The 20144-nt window shown below is 51.4% G+C and carries 23 protein-coding genes; 2 read left to right on the top strand and 21 right to left on the bottom strand.

All coding sequences use genetic code 11. The features are described from left to right. Window positions 1-79: 79 nt before the first annotated feature. From PEH01S_RS16550 to PEH01S_RS16535, 4 genes are read right to left on the bottom strand one after another with little or no spacing between them, the layout of a single operon-like run. A complete protein-coding gene (locus PEH01S_RS16550) occupies window positions 80-1180 on the bottom strand; it encodes a GerAB/ArcD/ProY family transporter (protein ID WP_127486779.1) in 1101 nt (366 codons plus the stop codon). Window positions 1181-1183: 3 nt separating this feature from the next. After that, window positions 1184-1432 carry a hypothetical protein gene (locus PEH01S_RS16545; protein ID WP_127486839.1) on the bottom strand — a complete coding sequence of 83 codons (249 nt, stop codon included), beginning with the start codon at window positions 1430-1432 and terminating at the stop codon, window positions 1184-1186. Between the two features lie 10 nt (window positions 1433-1442). Continuing rightward, window positions 1443-2627 carry a Ger(x)C family spore germination protein gene (locus PEH01S_RS16540; RefSeq protein ID WP_246062953.1) on the bottom strand — a complete coding sequence of 395 codons (1185 nt, stop codon included), beginning with the start codon at window positions 2625-2627 and terminating at the stop codon, window positions 1443-1445. Then, the gene (locus tag PEH01S_RS16535; RefSeq protein WP_246062958.1) at window positions 2624-4060 is read right to left on the bottom strand and encodes a spore germination protein; all 1437 of its coding nucleotides are present in this window, start codon (window positions 4058-4060) and stop codon (window positions 2624-2626) included. The genes PEH01S_RS16540 and PEH01S_RS16535 overlap by 4 nt, the downstream gene beginning before the upstream one ends. Between PEH01S_RS16535 and PEH01S_RS35455 the strand changes: the two genes are divergently transcribed. Beyond that, window positions 3947-4291 carry a hypothetical protein gene (locus PEH01S_RS35455; protein WP_246062960.1) on the top strand — a complete coding sequence of 115 codons (345 nt, stop codon included), beginning with the start codon at window positions 3947-3949 and terminating at the stop codon, window positions 4289-4291. The two genes, PEH01S_RS16535 and PEH01S_RS35455, sit on opposite strands and share 114 nt — an antisense overlap. Window positions 4292-4333: 42 nt before the next feature. Here PEH01S_RS35455 and PEH01S_RS16530 read toward each other — a convergent pair whose 3' ends face one another. From PEH01S_RS16530 to PEH01S_RS16490, 10 genes are all read right to left on the bottom strand, one after another. Beyond that, complete coding sequence (locus PEH01S_RS16530) at window positions 4334-6055, bottom strand: methyl-accepting chemotaxis protein (RefSeq protein ID WP_127486775.1); 1722 nt, start codon at window positions 6053-6055, stop codon at window positions 4334-4336. A 95-nt stretch (window positions 6056-6150) separates the two neighbouring features. Then, the gene (locus PEH01S_RS16525; protein ID WP_246062956.1) at window positions 6151-6687 is read right to left on the bottom strand and encodes a GGDEF domain-containing protein; all 537 of its coding nucleotides are present in this window, start codon (window positions 6685-6687) and stop codon (window positions 6151-6153) included. 118 nt (window positions 6688-6805) lie between these two features. Then, complete coding sequence (locus PEH01S_RS16520) at window positions 6806-7165, bottom strand: response regulator (RefSeq protein ID WP_127486771.1); 360 nt, start codon at window positions 7163-7165, stop codon at window positions 6806-6808. Window positions 7166-7353: 188 nt separating this feature from the next. Further along, window positions 7354-8241 carry a VirB4-like conjugal transfer ATPase, CD1110 family gene (locus tag PEH01S_RS16515; RefSeq protein WP_456320091.1) on the bottom strand — a complete coding sequence of 296 codons (888 nt, stop codon included), beginning with the start codon at window positions 8239-8241 and terminating at the stop codon, window positions 7354-7356. A gap of 162 nt (window positions 8242-8403) precedes the next feature. Then, window positions 8404-10023 (bottom strand): reverse transcriptase domain-containing protein, encoded by a 1620-nt coding sequence (locus PEH01S_RS16510; protein WP_218032706.1) that lies wholly within the window; start codon window positions 10021-10023, stop codon window positions 8404-8406. A 6-nt stretch (window positions 10024-10029) separates the two neighbouring features. Beyond that, the gene (locus tag PEH01S_RS35145) at window positions 10030-10275 is read right to left on the bottom strand and encodes a hypothetical protein (RefSeq protein WP_218032705.1); all 246 of its coding nucleotides are present in this window, start codon (window positions 10273-10275) and stop codon (window positions 10030-10032) included. 693 nt (window positions 10276-10968) lie between these two features. Next, window positions 10969-12423 (bottom strand): VirB4-like conjugal transfer ATPase, CD1110 family, encoded by a 1455-nt coding sequence (locus tag PEH01S_RS16505; RefSeq protein ID WP_456320090.1) that lies wholly within the window; start codon window positions 12421-12423, stop codon window positions 10969-10971. After that, a complete protein-coding gene (locus tag PEH01S_RS16500) occupies window positions 12416-12781 on the bottom strand; it encodes a PrgI family protein (RefSeq protein WP_127486769.1) in 366 nt (121 codons plus the stop codon). The genes PEH01S_RS16505 and PEH01S_RS16500 overlap by 8 nt, the downstream gene beginning before the upstream one ends. Before the next feature lie 34 nt (window positions 12782-12815). Then, window positions 12816-13172, bottom strand: a complete 357-nt coding sequence (locus PEH01S_RS16495) for a hypothetical protein (RefSeq protein WP_127486767.1) — start codon at window positions 13170-13172, stop codon at window positions 12816-12818. Window positions 13173-13202: 30 nt separating this feature from the next. Beyond that, window positions 13203-13388 carry an aspartyl-phosphate phosphatase Spo0E family protein gene (locus tag PEH01S_RS16490; protein ID WP_127486765.1) on the bottom strand — a complete coding sequence of 62 codons (186 nt, stop codon included), beginning with the start codon at window positions 13386-13388 and terminating at the stop codon, window positions 13203-13205. A gap of 169 nt (window positions 13389-13557) precedes the next feature. On the opposite strand from PEH01S_RS16490, the gene PEH01S_RS16485 reads away from it, so the two are divergent. After that, window positions 13558-13809, top strand: coding sequence for a helix-turn-helix domain-containing protein (locus PEH01S_RS16485; RefSeq protein ID WP_054819090.1), 252 nt, complete (start codon window positions 13558-13560; stop codon window positions 13807-13809). A 2-nt stretch (window positions 13810-13811) separates the two neighbouring features. Here PEH01S_RS16485 and PEH01S_RS16480 read toward each other — a convergent pair whose 3' ends face one another. From PEH01S_RS16480 to PEH01S_RS16450, 7 genes are all read right to left on the bottom strand, one after another. Further along, complete coding sequence (locus PEH01S_RS16480) at window positions 13812-14651, bottom strand: hypothetical protein (RefSeq protein ID WP_127486763.1); 840 nt, start codon at window positions 14649-14651, stop codon at window positions 13812-13814. A 67-nt stretch (window positions 14652-14718) separates the two neighbouring features. Beyond that, the gene (locus PEH01S_RS16475; RefSeq protein ID WP_425454001.1) at window positions 14719-15018 is read right to left on the bottom strand and encodes a glutamyl-tRNA amidotransferase; all 300 of its coding nucleotides are present in this window, start codon (window positions 15016-15018) and stop codon (window positions 14719-14721) included. A 5-nt stretch (window positions 15019-15023) separates the two neighbouring features. Further along, entirely contained in the window at window positions 15024-16793 is a 1770-nt protein-coding gene (locus PEH01S_RS16470) for a VirD4-like conjugal transfer protein, CD1115 family (protein ID WP_127486761.1), read from the bottom strand. After that, entirely contained in the window at window positions 16780-16971 is a 192-nt protein-coding gene (locus tag PEH01S_RS16465; protein WP_080835107.1) for a hypothetical protein, read from the bottom strand. Before PEH01S_RS16465 ends, PEH01S_RS16470 begins: the two co-directional genes overlap by 14 nt. 39 nt (window positions 16972-17010) lie before the next feature. Further along, the gene (locus PEH01S_RS16460; RefSeq protein WP_127486759.1) at window positions 17011-17916 is read right to left on the bottom strand and encodes a hypothetical protein; all 906 of its coding nucleotides are present in this window, start codon (window positions 17914-17916) and stop codon (window positions 17011-17013) included. Next, window positions 17913-18803, bottom strand: coding sequence for a PcfB family protein (locus PEH01S_RS16455; protein ID WP_127486757.1), 891 nt, complete (start codon window positions 18801-18803; stop codon window positions 17913-17915). Before PEH01S_RS16455 ends, PEH01S_RS16460 begins: the two co-directional genes overlap by 4 nt. Beyond that, window positions 18712-20133 (bottom strand): relaxase/mobilization nuclease domain-containing protein, encoded by a 1422-nt coding sequence (locus PEH01S_RS16450; RefSeq protein WP_127486755.1) that lies wholly within the window; start codon window positions 20131-20133, stop codon window positions 18712-18714. The genes PEH01S_RS16455 and PEH01S_RS16450 overlap by 92 nt, the downstream gene beginning before the upstream one ends. Window positions 20134-20144: the final 11 nt, after the last annotated feature.

Below are 20144 nucleotides of genomic sequence, written 5' to 3'. Positions count from 1 at the left end.
AAGCGTAAACAGAAGGTTGGCGCTATTATTTTAAAACGGATGTTCATCCGATCAGAACGTGTCCGACTGTCTCCGCGGTTCAATCCTGCATATTTTTCTTCTTCCATTGTTTTCTGATCCAGGCCACACCGAGCAGCGCCGCGGGAATGCAAACCAATACCGTCAATGCCGAAAAAATGATCGAAGTCGATAACGCATGCGTCAACTCCTGCAGATTGGGCGCGACCCATACGCTCATTAACAGCAGTAAGAAGCCGACAGGGAATACGATTGGCTTGTATTCACGAAGGCTCATCCATTGAGCGGCGCCCATGGCCGTCACATAAAAGAAAACACATATTTTAACAAATGCGCCCAACACCCAAATAGCCATAAAAAGTGACTCCAGATGGGTAAAGAAATCGGCCAGGTTGATGTATCTGGCGACAATCAGGAAAGGATAGGTATAATTTCCCGTTAGGTCCCCCAATAGCAGCAGCGTAACCAGGTTGGATGACACAAGCGTCACAATGACGGCCAGCAAAGTTATCGCCATGCTTTTTTTCACTTTTTCCGCACGGTTTGCAAATGGAATTAAAAACGACACGGTCAGAAATTCGCTGAACCATGCTTGCAAAACAACCGAACCTGAGAGGGAAGGCCCGATACCTTCTCCCATGATCGGCAGCATCTTCAGAATATGAAGATCCGGAAGCAAGGGGATGATCAGAAGCAGAAAGAGCAGCGCAAAAACAGGGATAAATACATCGGCAAATCTCGCGATGATTTCCACGCCGCTGCGAACAACAATGGCACAAACGAGCACCATGCTTCCGGATACAACCAGCAACGGCGTTTGAACAAGAAACGCTCCGACTACAAATTCGCCGTATTCCCGAACGATAATGCCGCTTAAATACAAATAGTACAACAGTATAACCAGCCCGAACACTTTACCCAGCATTCGACCTAATATACGTTCGCTTGACTGAACGAGATTCTCGCCTGGAAACAATGTTTGAAACCCTAACGCAATACCAATCGCGATCAAGCCGCTGAATGCCCACATCGGAGATATCCACAAATCCTGTTTGGCATATTGATACGTAATCGCCGGCGTGCTTAAAATAGCCGTCGGAGTAATCGCCAAATAGATCATTTTTCCGATTTGCGGGGCGGATATTTTTCCTTTTTCAATCATGTTTCACCCGTTCCTTCGTACGGTAAACTTCTCCATCAAGTCGACCAACGGTTTGTAGATAACATCCAGCCATTGCGTAGGGCCCGGCATTTGGGGATCGATCACAAGCAAGATCGCCAAAATCGCACCCAGTCCGGTCAGGGCGCAATAAGCCGTCTTCTCCCGCTTCGTATAAGACGGCATGGAGCGCCAATCATGCAAAACCATCAAAGTAAGCACCGCGGCAACGCCCAGCAGTTTCCCCCAAATCAAGATCATATCATCACCTCTGCGCCGGCTTGAATATGCTTCTGTTGGTCATGCCGGGGCGGACAACCTTGACTTTCGCCTGTACGTTGACTTGCAGATGGGAATAAATTTCGTCCCAGCGATCCTTGTTTCGGTTCCACTCCTTCGGATACTTCCGGTAAAAAGCATCCGCAAAATTGAAAATATCGGCTTTCATCTCTTTTTGCGCCCGTTCTAGCGCCATTTGAATGCGGCGTTTAATATCGTCTTCCAGCTCGCGCTCCAACTCGCTGATATGGTCCGGCACGGACAGATCCAGTTCCGACGTGTTTTCAACGATGTCATCCTGGGTTTCGATTCGAACCGTCAGGCTCCATTCTCCTCCTTTAAGGTGCGGGATCAGATCCGTACGGCTTCTCAGCAATTGTAGCGACACGAGTCCATTGCTCTCGCCTGGGGAAACGGTAACCGTCGCTTTTTTCACTTCGTTTCTCAACCACATGATTCCGCGTGTCTCGGCATCGTTCATGCGGCCGATCATCTTTCCATTTTTCAGAACCGCCGTGCCTTTAATGAATGCGAACGCTGCTTGCTTTCCATCGCCAGGCTTGATTTCGACCCATGGGATGACGGCGGATCTGGATCTGCCCGCCATCATCTCCGCCAATTCTTTCAACGTAATATTCAGACCTGTTTCATTTTCAGCCATTTTACGCAGAGCATGCGAAACCGAGCGTTCAATCGGCGGATCGAGTCCCAGTACTTCCTTGGCAGGACTTTGGCTGACGAAAACATTGGCCCGCTCTCTCGGAATCGGATGCCTCGTCAAAAATTCCAAAGGTTCGGCGAGCCCTTCTTTCGCCAGCTGCTGACCGAATACGAACACCTCGTCCTGGCCCCAAAACACTTTGCGGCTTAACACCTGCTGCAAATGGGATGCCGCATCGGCCATCGATAACCCACGGGAGGAACGAACAACCGATTTGCCGGAACCTCCGCCGGCGTCTGAAGATACGCTGCCCGATTGATCGGAGGATGATGGCGATACCAAATATTGCTTGACGGAAAGCTCCAGTTTCCGATCTTCCGTCAGGTCCAATCCGCCGGCTGTAAGGATCGCCAAATCATTCACTTCCATCCGGTCCCAACATCCGGACAGCAGCACCGCCGAGGCAATCAGCCCCACCATCAACGTCCTCTTTGCGCTCAGCTTCGTCAATCTCCTGTCTCCCCTTTATGCGGGCCCGGGCGTTGACCGCGGGGCTGCCTTATGGGATTCCACGCCCCCGTCATGTGGGGACGTTTGGTCATGAGCCAGCGCGGAGCGCGCCAGAGTACATCGTTCAGGCTGCGCCACTGCATCGGGGCCAGGGGGGCCATATACGGAGCGCCGAACGAACGCAGTTTGAACAGGTGATTCAGAATGAGAATGCCTCCCATAATCAATCCCAGCAGCCCAAGAAAGCCGGCAAGCACCATCATGGGGAACCGCAGCAGCCTGATGGCAATGCCGACGGTAAAACGGGGGGCCATAAACGACGCGACGCCCGTAATGGCCACGACCATTACCATCGGCGCAGAAACGATACCCGCTGCAATGGCCGCCTGACCGATGACCAGCGCTCCGACAATACTGACGGCGGTGCCGATTTGCTTCGGCAGCCGCGCGCCGGCTTCGCGCAGCGCTTCAAACATGGATTCCATCAACAATGCCTCGATAATGGCGGGAAACGGGATTTGATCCCGGGATCTTGCCATTGTAATCAACAAAGCGTTCGGTATCATTTCCTGATGGTAAGTAATAACCGCAACGTAAAAGGACGGCCCCAGCAAAGAGATCAAAAAGAAGAAATAGCGCAGCCAGCGTATTGCGGTACCTACAACAAACCGCTCGTAATAATCTTCCGGCGACTGCAACAAGGAATAGAAGGTAATCGGTGCAATCAGCACGCTGGGCGTACCGTCGATCAAAACGACGACGTGTCCTTCGAGCAAGTAAGCGCTCGCCACATCCGGCCTTTCGGTGGAAAGCAATTGCGGGAACGGGGAGAACGGGTTGTCCTCGATCAGTTCTTCGATGTACACGCTCTCCAAAATGCCGTCGATCTCGATTCGTTGCAGACGGTTCGTCATTTCTTCCACCAAAGCAGGGGCTGCAACCCCCTCCAAGTAGGCGAGCGCAATCTGCGTGCTCGTATAAGTCCCCATGCTCATCGTGACGATTTTGAGATGGGGAGTTCGGATTTTACGCCGCAACAAAGCCGTATTGGTGCGAAGCGACTCGATGAACCCTTCCCGCGGTCCGCGTAACACCGATTCGGCGGACGGCTCGTCGATGGCCCGTTTTTCCCATTTCGGCAAGCCGATCGCCAGTCCGTGAGGCTCACGTTCCATCAGCAATACGGGATTGCCGCCGGATATTTCTTCAAGCACCTTGGCAATCGTATCCACCGGCTTTATCGAGGAGACGGCAATTTTTCCGCGAATGTCTGCCAGCGTGCAATCCATAGGGAAATCCTGTTGCAACGGAGCGAGCACATGTTGATCCACTTCTTCGATATGAGCCAGACCGTCGATGTAAACGAGCACAGCCTCCATGCGATTGCCTATGCAGAACTCGTGAAAAATCACGTCAGAACAACGAGTATACAAGCGCTGAAGCGCCTGAACATTCTCGGCCAGATTTGCGGAAAGAACCTGATCGAGTTGCCGATTTTCTTCCTGATGAGCAAAGCGTTCGGTCTCGCGCTGATTGGAACGCGGGCGGCGGCTCCAAAATCCGTTCGATTTCCCCATGGCGATCCCCTCATGTTTCATTTCCATTTTATTGTTGGCAATTTACCCCCTTTTTATTCAGTGTCGGGGAGGGGGCGCACACATTAAAAAATCCCGATCTCCGTCGGGTGAGGGGATCGGGACTTGCACTCATACTTTGAACTTGCCGACTAACGTTTTCAGGGAATCGGACATTTCGCCAAGCTGGCGAGCGGTTTGCAGCATTTCCTGACTCGTGGCCGCCTGCTCCTCGGTCATGGCCGCAACCTCTTCAGTGAACGAGGCGGTTTCTTCCGTAATTTTCGTAATTTCCCGAATGGAACCTTCAATCGCTTTGCTGCCGGCGGACATCTGTCCCACAGAAGCGGCAACCTCCATGACTTGAACGCTCAAGTTGTTCACTTCGTTCATGATGGCCCGGAACGACTCGCTGGCTTTCATCATGGCCTGAACGCCATCCTTGACGCCATGGCTGTTCTCATTTACTTTCTGGACGAGTCCGTTGATGCCGTTCAACATCACTTCGATGGTTTCATGGATCTCGCGGGTCGAATGCGCAGCCTGGTCCGCCAGCTTGCGGATTTCTCCGGCGACGACGGCAAACCCGCGGCCTTGTTCCCCGGCGCGCGCCGCTTCGATGGCGGCGTTCAGCGACAACAGATTGGTTTGATTGGAGACGTCCTGAATATATCCGACCACATCCCGAATTTTTTCAGACAGCGATGCCAGTTCCGCGGCGGAAGCTTGAATGTCGGAAAACGTTTCTTCGATCTGGCCGATTTTTTCCGCATTTGCCTGCATTTCGCCGGCATTCTCCGTCGCGACGGACTGCGCTCGCTTGGCAAGGTCGGAAACGTCGGTTGTCGTGGCGGCAACCTGCTCCAGTCCCGATACCGTCTCCTGCAAAATCGCCGACATCTCTTCCGTCTGGGATACTTGTTGTTCCGCTCCCTGTGCTACGCGCTGGACAGATTCAGAGATTTGATCGGCGGCTTTGTAGCTCTCGTCTGCGCCAACCTTCAACATGGATGAGGAGCGTTCCAATTCCAGGGTCTTCCCTTGAATATCGGCGATCATGCTCTGGAGACTGGCTAACAGCAAGTTCGTTTGATCCGCCAAATCTTTCGTTTCATCTTTGGTCTTCACTGAAATTCGTTTCGTCAAATCACCGCCGGAAGAAGCAATTTCTGCGATGGCGTTCCCGACTTTGCGTACGTTCCTGGCCGTCAATGCGCCGGTGAAGTAAGACGAGATAACCGAAACGATAAGTACCAGCAACAGGGAGCCGTACAGTTGCAATCGGAGTTGACCGTTTTTCTTTTCGAGCGCCGACACCCGATTCAACGTGAGCTGTTTTTCGATGGAACGGAACGACGAAAGCTGTTCGCGCAGGGCATCCATATCCTGCTTCCCCGGATCGTCCTGGAAAAATTGCTGGAGTCCCTTGTTGTCATTGGCCTTTTTCAAGGCAATCACTTTCTCGCCGGCGTCTTGAATCCAATGTTCCACATTTTTTTGAATGGCTTTCAAGTTGTCCTGTTGGCTTGGATTGTCGGCAACAAGCTGGAAAAGGGCCTCATAGTGCTTCTGCCAATTGGTTTTGCCGTTGTTGTACGGGTCCAAATATTTGTTTTCCCCGGTTATAATAAAACCTCTTTGACCGGTTTCCATATCTACCAGATCCTTCTCGATGGACTGGGCCAGGCTATGTACTTGCATATCATGATCCGTAATGAATCTCGTTTCCTTCTGGAAGGAAGATAGTTGCCGGGTTACGCTAAGAATGGCGATGACAAAAAACATGACGACGACCAGAAAGCCAAGGCCGATTTTATTTTGGATGCGGTTTAGACGAATGGGTACAGTTTTCATAAATTTAAGCGCTCCTTGTTGTAAGTTGAATTCAGAACCGGATTAACGTAAAATGGCTTTGTTCAAATTGTTAGGCCTTGCCTGTGGTGCACATGTCAGTCATTGTGGCGGCTTAATTTTTGCTTGTACATTCTCTTGTCCGCCATTCTCAAGAGCTCGCCAAGATCGGTGCTCTCGTCGGGACAAACCGCATATCCGACAGAAAGATACGCGTGCGTCTTCAATTCCTCCAGCGATATCGACAGCGCACTGCCAAGACGTCTCTGGAGCGCTCTGGCTCCTTCTTCGTCGGTGTACGGCACAATGACTACAAATTCATCGCCTCCCCATCGTGCAACATAGTCGTATTTGCTCGTTATTTTTTCAAGCAAGTTTGAAAGTTGACATAACACACGATCTCCGGTTTCGTGAGAGTATGTGTCGTTGATATCCTTGAAGTTGTCTACGTCAACATAGAACACGAGCAGTTGTTTTCGCAGCCTTTGAGATCGGCGAACCAGTCTGGGGAAAACGCGCTGAATGAACCCTCGATTATACGCCCCGGTCAAGTCGTCTCTTTGCGAGAGCCGCAACAGCGTATCGAACCGCTTGCCGCACAAGTAGGCCAACGGCAAAAAGACCGCGAGCGACATGGCCACGGCCTTATCCACTACATCATAAACAAGTTTAATATAAATTAGTTGAATCGCGACAAGAGAGAAAACGAAAATGACAGCTGTAACGCGACCGATCTTGTTCATATACACTCGACTATTTCAACGCTTTGGCCAGCGTCTCCACAACTTTTTCCCTCTGAAACGGCTTGACGATAAAATCCGCGGCCCCCGACGTAATCGCATCGACAACCCGATCTTTTTGTCCCATTGCGGAACAGATGATGACTCGCGCCATGGGGTCTATTCGTTTTATTTCCTTCAAAGCGGCGATGCCGTCCATTTCAGGCATCGTAATATCCATCGTGACAAGTTCGGGTCTGTACTGCCTGAAAAATTGCACGGCCTCTTTTCCATTCTCCGCTTCCGCTATCACTTCAAAGCCGCAATCCGTTATGATCTCTCTCAGCATCATTCTCATGAACGCCGTATCGTCCACAATCATAATTTTGGCCATGACAACCTCCCTCATGCCAATGCTCTCAAAGGCCTATGATTCCAAACCTATTATACTCGAAATTGGCACATATTTCATAGTTCGCCTTTTTAAGAATCAGATCAACGTATTTTTGTCGATATCATGATTATTCATCGACAAGAAGGGGCTGACCTCATCAGAGACCAGCCGCTTCTCGCCTCTTCCTTCTATTCACCCGGCTTAGTCGTCATCAGACTATACAGCTTCGTATGCCGTGGGAACTTGTCGGTAAACGGCACAAGGGAGCTGCCTACCTTCATCAATCCGTTCCCGGCGTCAACATTGGTAATATAAGAGAGTTGCAGTTCCGAAATATTAAGAAGCTCGGCTAGCTCTTTCCGGTCGGTGCTGGCCTGATTCAGCATGACAATAAATTCGCTGTTCGCGAGCATAGTCCGGGCCGTATGGCTTTGCAGCAAATCGTCCACGTTCTGCGTAATGCCCGTACAAAAAGCGCCATACTTTCGAACGCGCTTCCAAAGCGTGAACAAAAAGTTGGCGCTGTATTCGTGCTGAAACAGAAGATAGATTTCATCAATAATGATAAACGTATTTTTGCCTTTAACCCGATTTTGTGTAATCCGATTCAGGATGCTGTCCAGTACAACCAGCATGCCGATCGGGAGGAGTTGTTTGCCCAAGTCGAGAATATCGTAGCAAATGAGACGGTTATGGACGTTAACATTGGTCGGTTTGGCGAACGTGTTCAGGCTGCCCGAAGTAAACAGTTCGATCGCCAGCGCAATGTCCTGCGCCTCCGGCTCCGCTTGCTTCAGCAATTCCTCACGAAAGTCCTGAAGCGTCGGCGGCTGCCCCTTATAGTTGCTCTGCAAATACTTCCTGTATACGCTGGCAGTGCAACGGTCAATGAGCGACTTTTCCTTGGCTCCCAGCTGATATCCGCCAATCAGCTGCTCGCAAAGCGAGAGGATGAATTCCGACTTGAGAATAATCGGGTTGGCTCCGTCGCCATATTGCCGGTTCATATCCATCGCATTGATATGGTTGGGCGAGGTGGCAGATATATGAATCGTCTCGCCGCCCAATGCGTTCACCAGTGCGGAGTATTATACCGATAGGTAACGCTTTGAAGTGATCGCCGCGTTTTCCCCCGGTTCACACCGTACGTGATGGTTTCCCATCATACGGCGTTCCAACAAGCAGACCTACTTTCCAGTGATTTCGACCAGATGCACGCTCGCGCCACGCAACTGGCTTTAAGGAACCTCGATTAATCGCTCAATGTATCTTGCAATTTTCTTTGCAAACTTTGGCAGCGCATGTTCAGTGGACACTTTCCCGTGAATCATTCGGTGGCATGTCATACAAACCCAAGCCAAGTTTGGAACTTTGTTGATCAGGTCGATTTTCAAATGTGGCCTCACATGATGGCAATGACGATTCCCCGGTCTAAGCGGCTCTCCGCAACATTTACACTTGCCCTTGTCACGATTGAAAGCATACTCTCTGTTCATGAAATATTCAAAGTTGTACAGCTTATTTGAAAGAGAGTTGTATAGCGTGACTTGGTCGTCATATAACGCAGGGCGGGTTAAGGGCAGAAGCTTCTTTCTTGTCTTCCTGTGCCGCGCTCGTCCATCCTCGGTGTATGGTGTTATTTTCTGGTCAAAGAATCCCCGGATGTGTGCCGCATGGGTGATATATGCCTTGGTTAATCCAATCCACATATCGTTTAGCTTGATTGCAAACACTTTGTCCTTGTAGCCGCTGTGCCGATTAGGCCGATTGTGAAGCTCTTTCATGGGAACCTTATAGTCTTTGGCGTTGCCGGTATACATTTTGTTCCATACTTTGAAGGCACACTCGCTTACGGCATAATCCAGCTTGTGAAAAGCTCGGCTACATATAGCCACCTTCCAGTATTCCGCTATACCAATAATCTGCGCATTGATCTTTTCGACCTGCACCGCCCTTCGCGGTGCTTCGCCCATATGGTATAGTTCATGAATTTCGTCCCGGAGGGCACGCATCTGCTTTTGCAACTTTTCAGGATTTGGATAGATTTTGCACAAGGAAAGCTCACTTCGTGCGCCACACGGTTTTCGCCCTTGTTCCACTTTTAGCATAAATCCGAGAAAGATGACGGGGTGTTCCCTAAGATTCGTAATGACCGTTTTCTCCAGAGAAAGCTCGACCTTTAACTTGTACTTGAAATACTTGGTGAGTTTGCGAAGCAACCTGTCGGCTTCAGCCTTTTTGTTCGTCATCAAAATCCAATCATCGGCATAACGAATCAAATATTTGGGCGTTACGCCTTGATAGCGGAGTCTGTTTCGGTCGCAGGTTAGTAGAGTAGTCCTTTGATGTGGGTAATGATACATTCTCCCGACTGTCCAATCGAAATCGTTCAAATACAGATTCGCTAAAAGTGGGGATAAAATGCCCCCTTGAGGCGTGCCCTTGGTTGTTGCGTTCCATTGTTCCCACTCGATATAGCCCGCTTTCAGCATTTCACCGATAATGGCGATGATTCGCTTGTCGTGCACGCCTGTCTGCCATAGCTTCTTCTTCAACAAACGATGATTGATATTGTCAAAGTAGCCCTTAATGTCGCCTTCGATGCAGTGATATGGCTTCTCCTTTAGTTTGCAGTTTGCAAGTTGAAAAGCTTCATGTACCGCATTTCTGGCAGAGCGATAGGGACGAAAGCCATAACTTTGGGGATAAAACCGAGCCTCGAAAATGGGTTCGAGCACGATTCTCAGACATTCCTGTACGATTCGATCCAGGATCGTCGGGATTCCTAACGGTCGTTTCTTCCCGTTGTTCTTTTCGATGTATATCCGTTTGACTGGCTTTGGCTTGTAATGATACATCGCTTTTTACACCAGAGCCACCAACTCGTCATAATCCATTTGCAAATATCGCTTCATGGTGCGACCGTCTATTCCCGCTGTTTTTGCTCCTTTATTGGACTTGATGTTATGAACCGCCGTTACAATGGTTGCCGGATTCGATGCCACTTCCAGAATTCCATGAAAGCTGCGTCCGAACTGCGAATGATGATAGATGAGATCCAGTTGAGCTTTCAATTCAGCTTCGCTTGAAAAGCCTCCGTTTAGATGCACGGACATCACCTCCGTGGTTCGGAACCCAATATTTCAGGGAGTTTAGAGCTTTTCATTTGAAGTTCCTTAGAATCTGCTTGTCTCGTCCCCTTCGCCATGTAGTTGGCTTTCCCAACCGCGGACTACTATGGGACGGCTGACTTCCTGCAAATGTCATCACCCTGTCCGGCTCGATTTGCAGGCTCTCAAACGTTCCGTTCTGCTTATCCTTTGGCGTACCCCTTAGGTCAACGCTATACCCCGGAAGGCCCTGCCGTGGTTTAAACCACAATTGTGCCACGGTCTACTATCGCTATTTCAAGCGGTAAGGCAGCAATCCAAATGCAGAGGGCCTTGCTGCGCCTTCCATTGCTCCGCCTTTCGGCGGTGACCCCTGACGAGGCTTGAGCGTTTTCATATACTTAACCATAGGGTACGGACGCCCGCGCCATTAGTCCATGCCAGCTTTCGCTGGTTTAGGCATTCAGGCTACGACTTTACCAAGCTATCATACCGCATGTGGTGACAGCCACTTGCGGCATGTTGGAGGTTTCAGCGCGCGCACCATCTCCGGCAGACAGCCTTCAACGATGTTGGTTTTGTGCGGCAAGGGATTTTCACCCTTGATTTCAGCAGAACAGTTCTCTCATCCCTTGTCAGTTCAGCTTCAACCGCTTTGCCGACGATGGGATGCCGTGGCTTTCGCGTCGCTTGTCAGGCGACACTTATACCTCGACGTTTCGCACCCCGTTCCGGGTCGATCAAAATAATATCGTCGTCGCTGGCCAGCATCTGGTTGACGATTTCCCGTTTCGCGGTAAAGCTTTTGCCGGAACCGGATACGCCGAGAATAAAGCTGTTTCCGTTCAGCAGCTGCTTGCGATTGGCAATAATCATGTTTTTGCTGATCACATTTTGCCCATAGTAAATGCCGCCCGAATGCACGATTTCCTGTGCCCGAAACGGAATAAAGACAGCCGTGCTTTCTGTCGTTAACGTCCGCAGCGCGTGAATCTTCCGCAAGCCGTAGGGGAGCGCCGTATTCAGACCGTCCATTTGCTGATAGGTCAGCGTAGAAAACTGGCACAAATGCTTGCGGGCGGTGGTGAGCAGCGCCTCCGTATCGCTTTCAAGCTGCTCCTTGCTGTCTGCGATGTGGACCATCGTCAGCAGGCCGAACATCATCCGCTGATCGCGGGTGGTCAAGTCGTTCAGAAATTCTTTGCTCTCTTTGCGTTGCTGCTCCATGTCGTAGGGGACCACGGCAGAAAAATTATTGTTTCGGTTTTGTCGCCGCTGCCAGTTGGTGATGTTCGTCTCCACGCCAAGCAAACGGCTCTCCACCTCACGAACGGCCTCGTCAGTCGGAATCGGGATAATATCCAGTGACAGCAGCAAATTCCGGTTCAGGTCACAAAGCTCGGACACCATGCTGTCCTTTATATAGCTGGCGTATTCCCGCAGAAAGATGACGCGGCCAAAAAAGTTGCCCATCCGAAAATGATCTTTTTCAAACTCGAACGTATCCGGGCAAATGTAGTCCTTGAAATCATGACCCTTGCGCATCGTTTCGGACAAATGGAAACGAAAATCCGCTTCCTCGCCGATCCGAAAGAAATCATGGAAAATGCGCAGACGGTCGGTTGCATCCAGTTCGATACATTTGGAACCGAGACGGGAAAAATGCGTCATCAGTTCGGTTCCGACCCTTGCGAAATATTGACGGGCTTCCTCCACATTTTTCTTGACCACAGAAATGGTAACGTACTTTTCCTGAATCGTACCGTTTGCGCCGATGGCCTTTGCGAGCAACATCTCGTTGTACTCCTGCCGGTACACATCTAGATGATCCTCCCGAAGCGGAATCAGAATCGAGCTTTCAAAATCGGCCCGATTCAAACGCCGGTTATGGATTGTAATTTTCGTGGTCGCTCCGCTGTCGAAGGAATTGAGCAACTCGGAATAAGACAAAAACATCGCTTCCTTGTCTTCTCTGGACGCTACGGCGTAGTTGATATCCTCGAACCGATACGATTTGGAGAACTTGTTGCCGACAAAAAAAATCCCGTCCGGCCAGAGGGCGCGAATCGGGATGACTTGCTGAACGCCTTTCGGAATGACAAATCGTTCCTTGTCCTGCTTGATGATGCGTCTGAGCGTTTTAATCATGGCGCTTCATCCTTTCCTGCTCGTAACTATGCATGTTCTTTTTCAGCGCTTCAACATAGACATTGGTCGAATAGAAGACGAAGCGTCTTGGCAGCAGAAATTCCGATTTCACATACGCCCAAAGCAGCTGCTCGGCCGTCATGCCGTGATAGCTGATGAAACCCAAGGCTGCGCAGGGCGCAGCCCCCAAAATGCACATCCAGCTGAGCGTTTCCAAGCCAAAGCGGCCGCGCAGTCCAAAATATAGTCCGATCGCCACGCCAACAGCCAGCACAGAAAAAAAGAACTGCCGCAAGGACAGTCCAAAGAATAAGCTTTCCGTATAATCCCGGATTTCCCGGTTAATTTTCACTTCCATTTGAAATCCTCCCATAAACGATGCTCACTATGGTCTACAACTCGCCCTCAGCTTCCGGTTGAACCGATGTTGGCTCTGTCTTTTTCGATCTTGCCAACAACTTATCGCCGGATAGAAGAGGATCGGCTAAAAGCGCAAATACAAGCTGAGCGCCGTCTCGCATGCCTTGCAAATATAACCATTCATTCATGATCGCCTGCTTAAAATGGTGCTTGTCCTCCCATTCCATAAACGCCGGCAACTGCGTCATATCCACGCCGGAAAACATTGCTTGAAAAGCCGATTTCTCTTCATCGCGACATCTACGCAACTCGGGATGGTGTTCGATCCGAGCCGAAACGTGGTCCAGCCGCCGCTGGATCGCATTTTGAAACCATAACGGAAACTCCATTGACATCCCCCCTCCTTGTGCGAATGCGATCTAGCGCAACTGATGCTCTCGTCCGGACTTCCTTTGAAGCCACTGGACAATCCATTCGTCCACCTTCCGGCTTTGAGCCTGAACCGCCTCATTCTCAAACAGAGGAATTCCCTGATCAAGAGATTTTTTCCCAAGTTCGTTCAACTTTCTTCTTTCCTCCTCCAATTGACCAAGCAAACGTGTCATCGGTCGGCCTCCCCGTGTCTTCATTAGATCGGCGTTCCTGGCTGTCTGAAAGATAGATTACCTCTCTATTTTATTGCGTAAATCGGTTTATTTCATTTTAATGCGATATTCGCATTAAAACAACGATGCACTCACGTACAATTTTGCTTGTAATGTGAGGTGCATACAAATGAAACATCGTAAAGAACCGCCAGGCGACAAAAATATAATCGGCGTGAGAGTCGTTGCCATCCGCAAGGCAAAGGGGATGAAACAGAAGGAGTTTCTCGCCAGACTGCAAACGGCTGGTCTCGACATCAGTCCAACGAGCCTTTCGCGTCTGGAAGGGCAGTATCGGCTTGTTCAGGACTACGAAGTCGTTGCGATCGCCAAAGCGCTGGATGTTTCCGTCCGGGAATTGTTGGGCGAAGAATCGGAATGAAGCTACAGCCCCATCATCTCCCTCACCACCCGGTCCGCCATTTTGACCGTCCCCACGAGCACCAGCATGTTAAAAATCAGCTCGCCGATGTACGTCCACACCATCGTAACCGCGCCAGCGCCTTCATCGACCGCCGGGGGAGCGGAGGCAAAGGCGGAGTAGATGATGCAGGCGAGTATGATAATCGCTCCCTCTAGGCAAGCGGCCGCATACCCTTTGAGAAACGATTTACCGATATTTTGGCTCGGCTCCCCGGCAAAGGAGGAAAGCGGAACGGGAGCGATCGCCGTATATAAGTAGATACGAAAAAAACGTCCGTACACCGAGAGGATCATCACAAAAGACAGCACCGTGATGAACAGACTGCCCAGAAGGGTGACAACCCACAGGGGAATGCTTTGCCAAAAGCCGACATCTTCAATCGCTTTTGCAATGGTGTTCGGCAAAGTCATAGCCTCCGTCCTTCCGAACCCGGAACGTCCCATCATCGTGGAGATGATTCCCTGAACAATGGTAAACAGCGCCATCATGAGCTCCAGCCCGTAGGTAACGACCGCTTTGGCCAGGACAAAACGGATAAACAGCTTGACGGCCATCTCCGGCTTTTTCACTTCGGCAAAATTGCCGGTCGTCTTCACCACGCCGATCACAAAAAACAAGACCAGAAGCGCCAGTCCCGTCGCCTGCAACGCGCCGTGAATGTCGGTAATGACGCGCCAAACGCCGCCGCCCTTGAAGTCGGCCGGCGACTCGGTAACAAGCTGCCAGATTTCGTTTATTTTCTCGTTCCATGTATCGAGCGCATGTTCGAGGTTGTCAATAATCCAACTGTTTTTGGCCATATTCTCACCCCTTTTCTGTAGACGGGGAACGGATAAATCGCCCGTTCCCCTCATGTGCGACTCCCGTTTAACCGGCTATCAGGGTAAGAATTTCCTTCGTGAAGGTAATGATAATTCCGCCGGCGAGCGTCAGGAACCCGTTCGCTCGCTGGGAAGGATCGTGAGACTTGAGCGACAATCCGATCTGCACAATGCCGAAGCCGAGTATGATCATACCGATGGCCCGTATTAATCCGAATATGAAAGTGGACAAATTATTGACCGTCGTCATCGGGTCGCCCTCGGCATAAGCGGTAGAGACGAATACGGTTCCCGTTAACATCAGCATGATGTACAGTGCCAGCAGCCGTTTCTTTTTGAACTTCATTTTCATCATTCCCCTCGTAAAAATAGCGACTCCATGTCTTCTTCCGACAGAAGCTCGTACTCTCCGTTTTCATCAAGCGTCACGGTTCGCCAATCGAGCGCAAGTTCCGTGCCCCCATGCTGGTAGGGAGGACCGTTGCCATCCGTCGTGAGAGCGACATGGGGATGCCTGAGCAAATCGTATTTGTCGTCCTGAACAGGACGCTCGCCGCGAATAAAGAGCAAGGCATGACGGTTATCGAGAAGCCGCACCTCATCGGGCGTCAGCAAGTCGCGGCCGGACAACTGATAGTTGATCGAATAGCTGCCGCTGCGTCCCTTGCTTTGGCCATAGGTGTTCGTGTCGATCGTTTCCTTGCCCAGCAGCTCCGATACGTATTTGTGGGTGGATTGTTCATTGCCGCCCAGGTACAAAAACACATCGCAGTTCCCAACGATCGATTCCCACGACTCCTTGTACAGCGATTTGAGCTGCGCCAAATTTTGCAGGATGATGGAAACCGAAATCTCGCGGCTGCGTATGGTGGAGAGCAGCTTGTCGAATTCATCGGGCAAGGCGACGTTGGCAAATTCGTCCATCACGAAATGCACGTGCACCGGCAAGCGTCCGCCGTGCCGATAGTCGGCCTCGTACATCAGGCATTGGAAAAGCTGGGTGTAAAGCATCCCGACGATGAAGTTGAAACTGCTGTCGTTGTCGGGAATGACGGCAAACAACGCCGTCTTCTTTTCTCCCATGACAGCCAATTCCATTTCATCGACCAAGCTCATTCCGGCGATTGAATGCAAGTTGAACTTCTCCAGCCGAACGCCTAGGCCGATCAATATCGATTTGGCTGTTTTCCCCGCCGCCAGTTTGAAGATGTTGTACTGTTTGACCGCCAAATGCTCCGGGTCGCGCATCGCCAGCCGTTCAAACAACTCGTCCAGCGGACTCTGGTAGGTTTCGTCTTCTTCCCGCACTTCGGCGGCGGCGATCATCTCCATCACCATCGGGAAATTCTGTTCCTCCGGCGGCGCTTCATAGAGCAAATACAAAACGAGCGCCTCCAATAGCGCCGTTTCGGATCGTTCCCAGAACGGGTCGTTCGTGTTGCTGCCCTTCGGCGTCGTATTGCGAATCAGGTTGGTGACCAGTTTCAGCACGTCCTTGTCGTCGTGCAAATAGGCGAAAGGGTTGTAGCCGTGAGAGCGGTGAGGATTGATCAGATCGAGCACCTTGATGTCATACCCTTTGGATTTAAGCAGATGGCCGGTATCCCGCAAGATTTCGCCTTTCGGGTCGAGAACGACGAACGATGTGTTCGCTTGCATGACGTTCGGTTTTGCATAAAACCTTGTTTTGCCGGAGCCGGAACCGCCTACGACGAGCACATTCACATTTCGGCGATGCTTGCGGCCGTCGAGCCCGATGCAAACCTGCTTGGTTAAAATTTTGTTTTGTCCCGGCTGCTTGCTTCTATATTTGGCGCATATGGTTTTCGCCCGGCCCCAGCGGGCGCTGCCGTGCTCCTCCCGTCGTCGATAGTTTCGCGGGGAGGCCAAGTAAATACAGACGCCGAGTCCATAGGCCAGCGTAAAAATGAATAGACAGCGCGGCGTATCGTCTACCCACTGAATGTCGAACGGGTGATTGATCGCCGCGCTGAGATGCTCCACAATCGCCGGCAGCCCCCCGGAAAGTGCAGGGGCGGTGAGCAATGCCGCCCAAACGACGGGAATCAAAAAAATCGCAAAGAGTATCAAATGACTCCTTGCGGTTTCAACGCGCCTCATGATGGCTCCGTCGTTTATGTTTTTGATAGGGGGCTTCAATTGTTTTGAGCAACAGATCATCGACGGCATCGGTGGGGCGCTTCTCGCCGATCAAATCGTTTCGCAGCGCATTCAGCGCATGCACCACGATGCCATGCTCATAATGATCCAAACAGAGAATCCGTTCTTCTTCCTTCACAGGCGCTCCCTCCCTGAGCAAAATAGAACTTGACGGCGCTTACCTTGCCGGTTCCGGCCGCTGTTGTTGCCGCTGCTGCGCCAGCATCCGGTTCATCCTGCGGGCCATGTCATGCGCGGTATCCTTCATCACCGCCAGTTCGGTGCGAATTTGCTGCGGCTCGATGTCCTTCAGCTTCTCCGGCACTCGATGAAAACGAAAAGAAGACGTGTCTACGCCGAACTGTTTGCACAGCATATAGGAGGCGCAATATGCATGGAACGTAAAATCGGAACGGCTGTATCGGCCATCGCCGCGATCCAGTTCCGCATGCGCCAGCTCCTGCGCGAGCGACCGGAAAATATCCCCGGCATCCAGGCCGCGGCGGATGACAATATTCCGCATGTCCGGCTGATAGAGCGCATGCGCTTCCGGCGGCAGCGCATCCCCGATGACGATCGGAACAGGGGCGCGATCCATCAGCGCTTTGATCCGCATCCGGTCGTCCGGATAGGCCGGTTGTTCCCTCTTTTGGCTGGCCGTCGTTTGTGCGATGTCGAACATTTTTTTGGGGTTATAGCTAATGCCGGTGCTGCCGTCATCCCTCCGGTACTCCTCTCCCGGCTCTAAGATGTAAAAGCCGGTTTCCTTGCGGCGGATAAATACGCCTTGTTCTTTCCACGTATCGAAATCAGAGATGCGGGTCGCCTCCGGCCGCTGTGCGAGAATCAGAAGTGCATTGGATACGCTGTAGCGATCGAAACGGCTCTGCACATCCAGATAACGCTGAAACTCATCGCCGCTTTGCGCAATGGACGATGTCGCGGCATCAATCGTCTCGTAAGTCCATTGCCTAAGTTCCTGCTTTTTCTGTGCCCAGGTTTCCTTGTCAAAAGGTTGCTCAGACGGATTCGTGGATGATCGACTGGCTGCATCCTGACGGAATAAATCGTCCAGATTGTTCACTTGGCTTTCCCTCGCTTTCGAGATCCGTTGGATTTTCCCGTCTTCGCTTTATCGGCATTTCGCACGCTTCGTTTGGGCAGCGACGGTTCCTTGACGATCTGACGCCGTTCTTTCTCCGCCCTTCGATTTTCTTCACGAATCTCGCGCAGCAGTTCGCGAATCGATGGCCGTTGCTGCACTGTCTCGGCTTTCGGTTCAATCGTACCCCTTGCGGATGCTTCGCTGCGCCCGGAGGTAGGCTCGGACGGATGGGGCGGCTCCGTCGTCGCCATCGTGGGGTTTGTTTGAACGTGTGTCGGGAAAGTTGGCTGCTTTGATTTGTTCTCCTGCATCAATTCGTCCAAAAAATCGTCGGCTCTCTTTTCCGGAGTCGTTCCCTTGGACGCGATGTCTTGCTCCACCGTTCGCTGCTGGGTTTGATCCAATGCTTGCTCATGCCCTTGCTCGGACGCATGTTGAACGGGCTGTTTCCCGGCGCGGGATTTCTCAATTTCGCTTTTAATGCTGGCCGTATCCACGGTCGCCAGTTTGAAGCGTTCGACAATACGGTTGATTTTGGATGCGTCCTCGGCCCGCACCATCACATCGCACAAGCCATCGACATTCTTTTTGTCCCGCAGGGCACAGTACAAAACGCCGTATCGTTTGGCCTCCTTGCAGAAGGTAGGCAAGTCTTCGTTTTTGACGGCAAATACTTTCAATTCCTTGCCGCTGCGGAGCAAGCTTTCCAGACGAATGCTGCCCTTCGTCCGTTTCTGCCCCTGCAGGGCGGCAAACAAATAGACGGCCAGATGCTTAGCGCCTTCGCCGGAAATCTTGGCCATCACCTCGATGCCCCGAAGACTCATGTTGACGACCTGATCGGCCGCCTCGGCACCACTGCTCATGGATGGAATCCTCCCTTCGTAATGATTGATTTTTCCTGTCACCATGTAGTTTAGTCATCATTTCCCCGGATCGGGCCAGGATGCCCGCACACAGCTTCACCTCCTTTCGAAGCGCGGCAAGCCGCTTGGATAATACGGCTATCTGCTCTTTGCAAGCGTAGATCCGGCCTTCCTCCTTGCAGCGGCGAAGACGGTTGTACAGCGCTTTGCGCTCGCTGGAAAGTAGGCGCATCTCCTGTTGGGCAATGGATACATAGTCCAAAAGCTGCTCTTTGCTGGAGATACGGCGCTGGCAGAGTAGTTTGGTCTGAGCGGTAATAACCGCCAAGTGTCGCAAGTCTTCCCGTAATAAAAAAGGCGTCCTTCTCACGGACGCGCGAAAACGGGGCCACATGCCCATCTCATATAAATAGCGCAGGTACAATGCTTGTAAGCCGCTGAACTTCCTGCCGGATCGAAGCGTTCCTTTGCAAACGGCGCGCCTGCGTTGCGGCATTGGCAGAGGCTGTGTTTTACGGGGAATGCGATTTCGTAAAATCCGCTGTTTCAGAGCCTCTTCCGTATAGTCGTCTCCCAAGCTGCGCAAACGAACGAAACGTTCCTTACCCGGTGGACGCACTGCCATATGCTTCACGGTCGTCTTCACATCATAGCCTTGCTTTTGCAAAGAGGCGATAAACTGGGTCCACGTCATGGATGCCGCAATCGCCTGATCCACATCGCTCCGAATCGTCCCCCTCCAAGTCGGCTTACCTTCCCGATCTGCTTTCCATTCTCCATAGTGTTTGGCCTTGCTCTGCTCGGGTTGCTCGATCACAGACAATGCATGTTCACGGCATAGCCGGTCGGATGTTCTTCTTAGAAGGGCGTAGGAGGCTTTGTTGTCGTAATACCGTTTGCCGTCCATAAAGGAGACGGAGTTTAGCACAAAGTGATTGTGCAAATGCTCCTTGTCCAGATGGGTCGATACCACGACTTCAAAACGATCGCCCCATAGCTCCTGTGCCAGCTTGACGCCGATGGTGTGCGCCATTTCCGGCGTCGTTTCACCGGGTGCAAACGCTTGGTAGCCGTGAAACGCGACGATGCCATCCATCTTTTGAAATTGACGCTTGGTGCGCTGCATTTGCTCATAAGCGGTGAGCGGATCGCAATTGATTCCGCTCACATAAAGATGCCTCTCTGTTTTGACATCCGAGGCTGCATATACGAGCGCCTGTTGCAAACCTTCATTCTCGATGCGCCCTAAATCCGTTTTGTCGGGATTGGAAGCATAGTCCAGCACGCGCTTGAGTCGATCGGTAACGTCCCAGATTGCAGTTGTCGCCATACGCATGCCCC

The organism is Paenibacillus ehimensis NBRC 15659 (assembly GCF_004000785.1).
Lineage (GTDB): Bacteria > Bacillota > Bacilli > Paenibacillales > NBRC-103111 > Paenibacillus_G > Paenibacillus_G ehimensis.
This window is presented reverse-complemented; position numbering and strand designations above follow the sequence as displayed.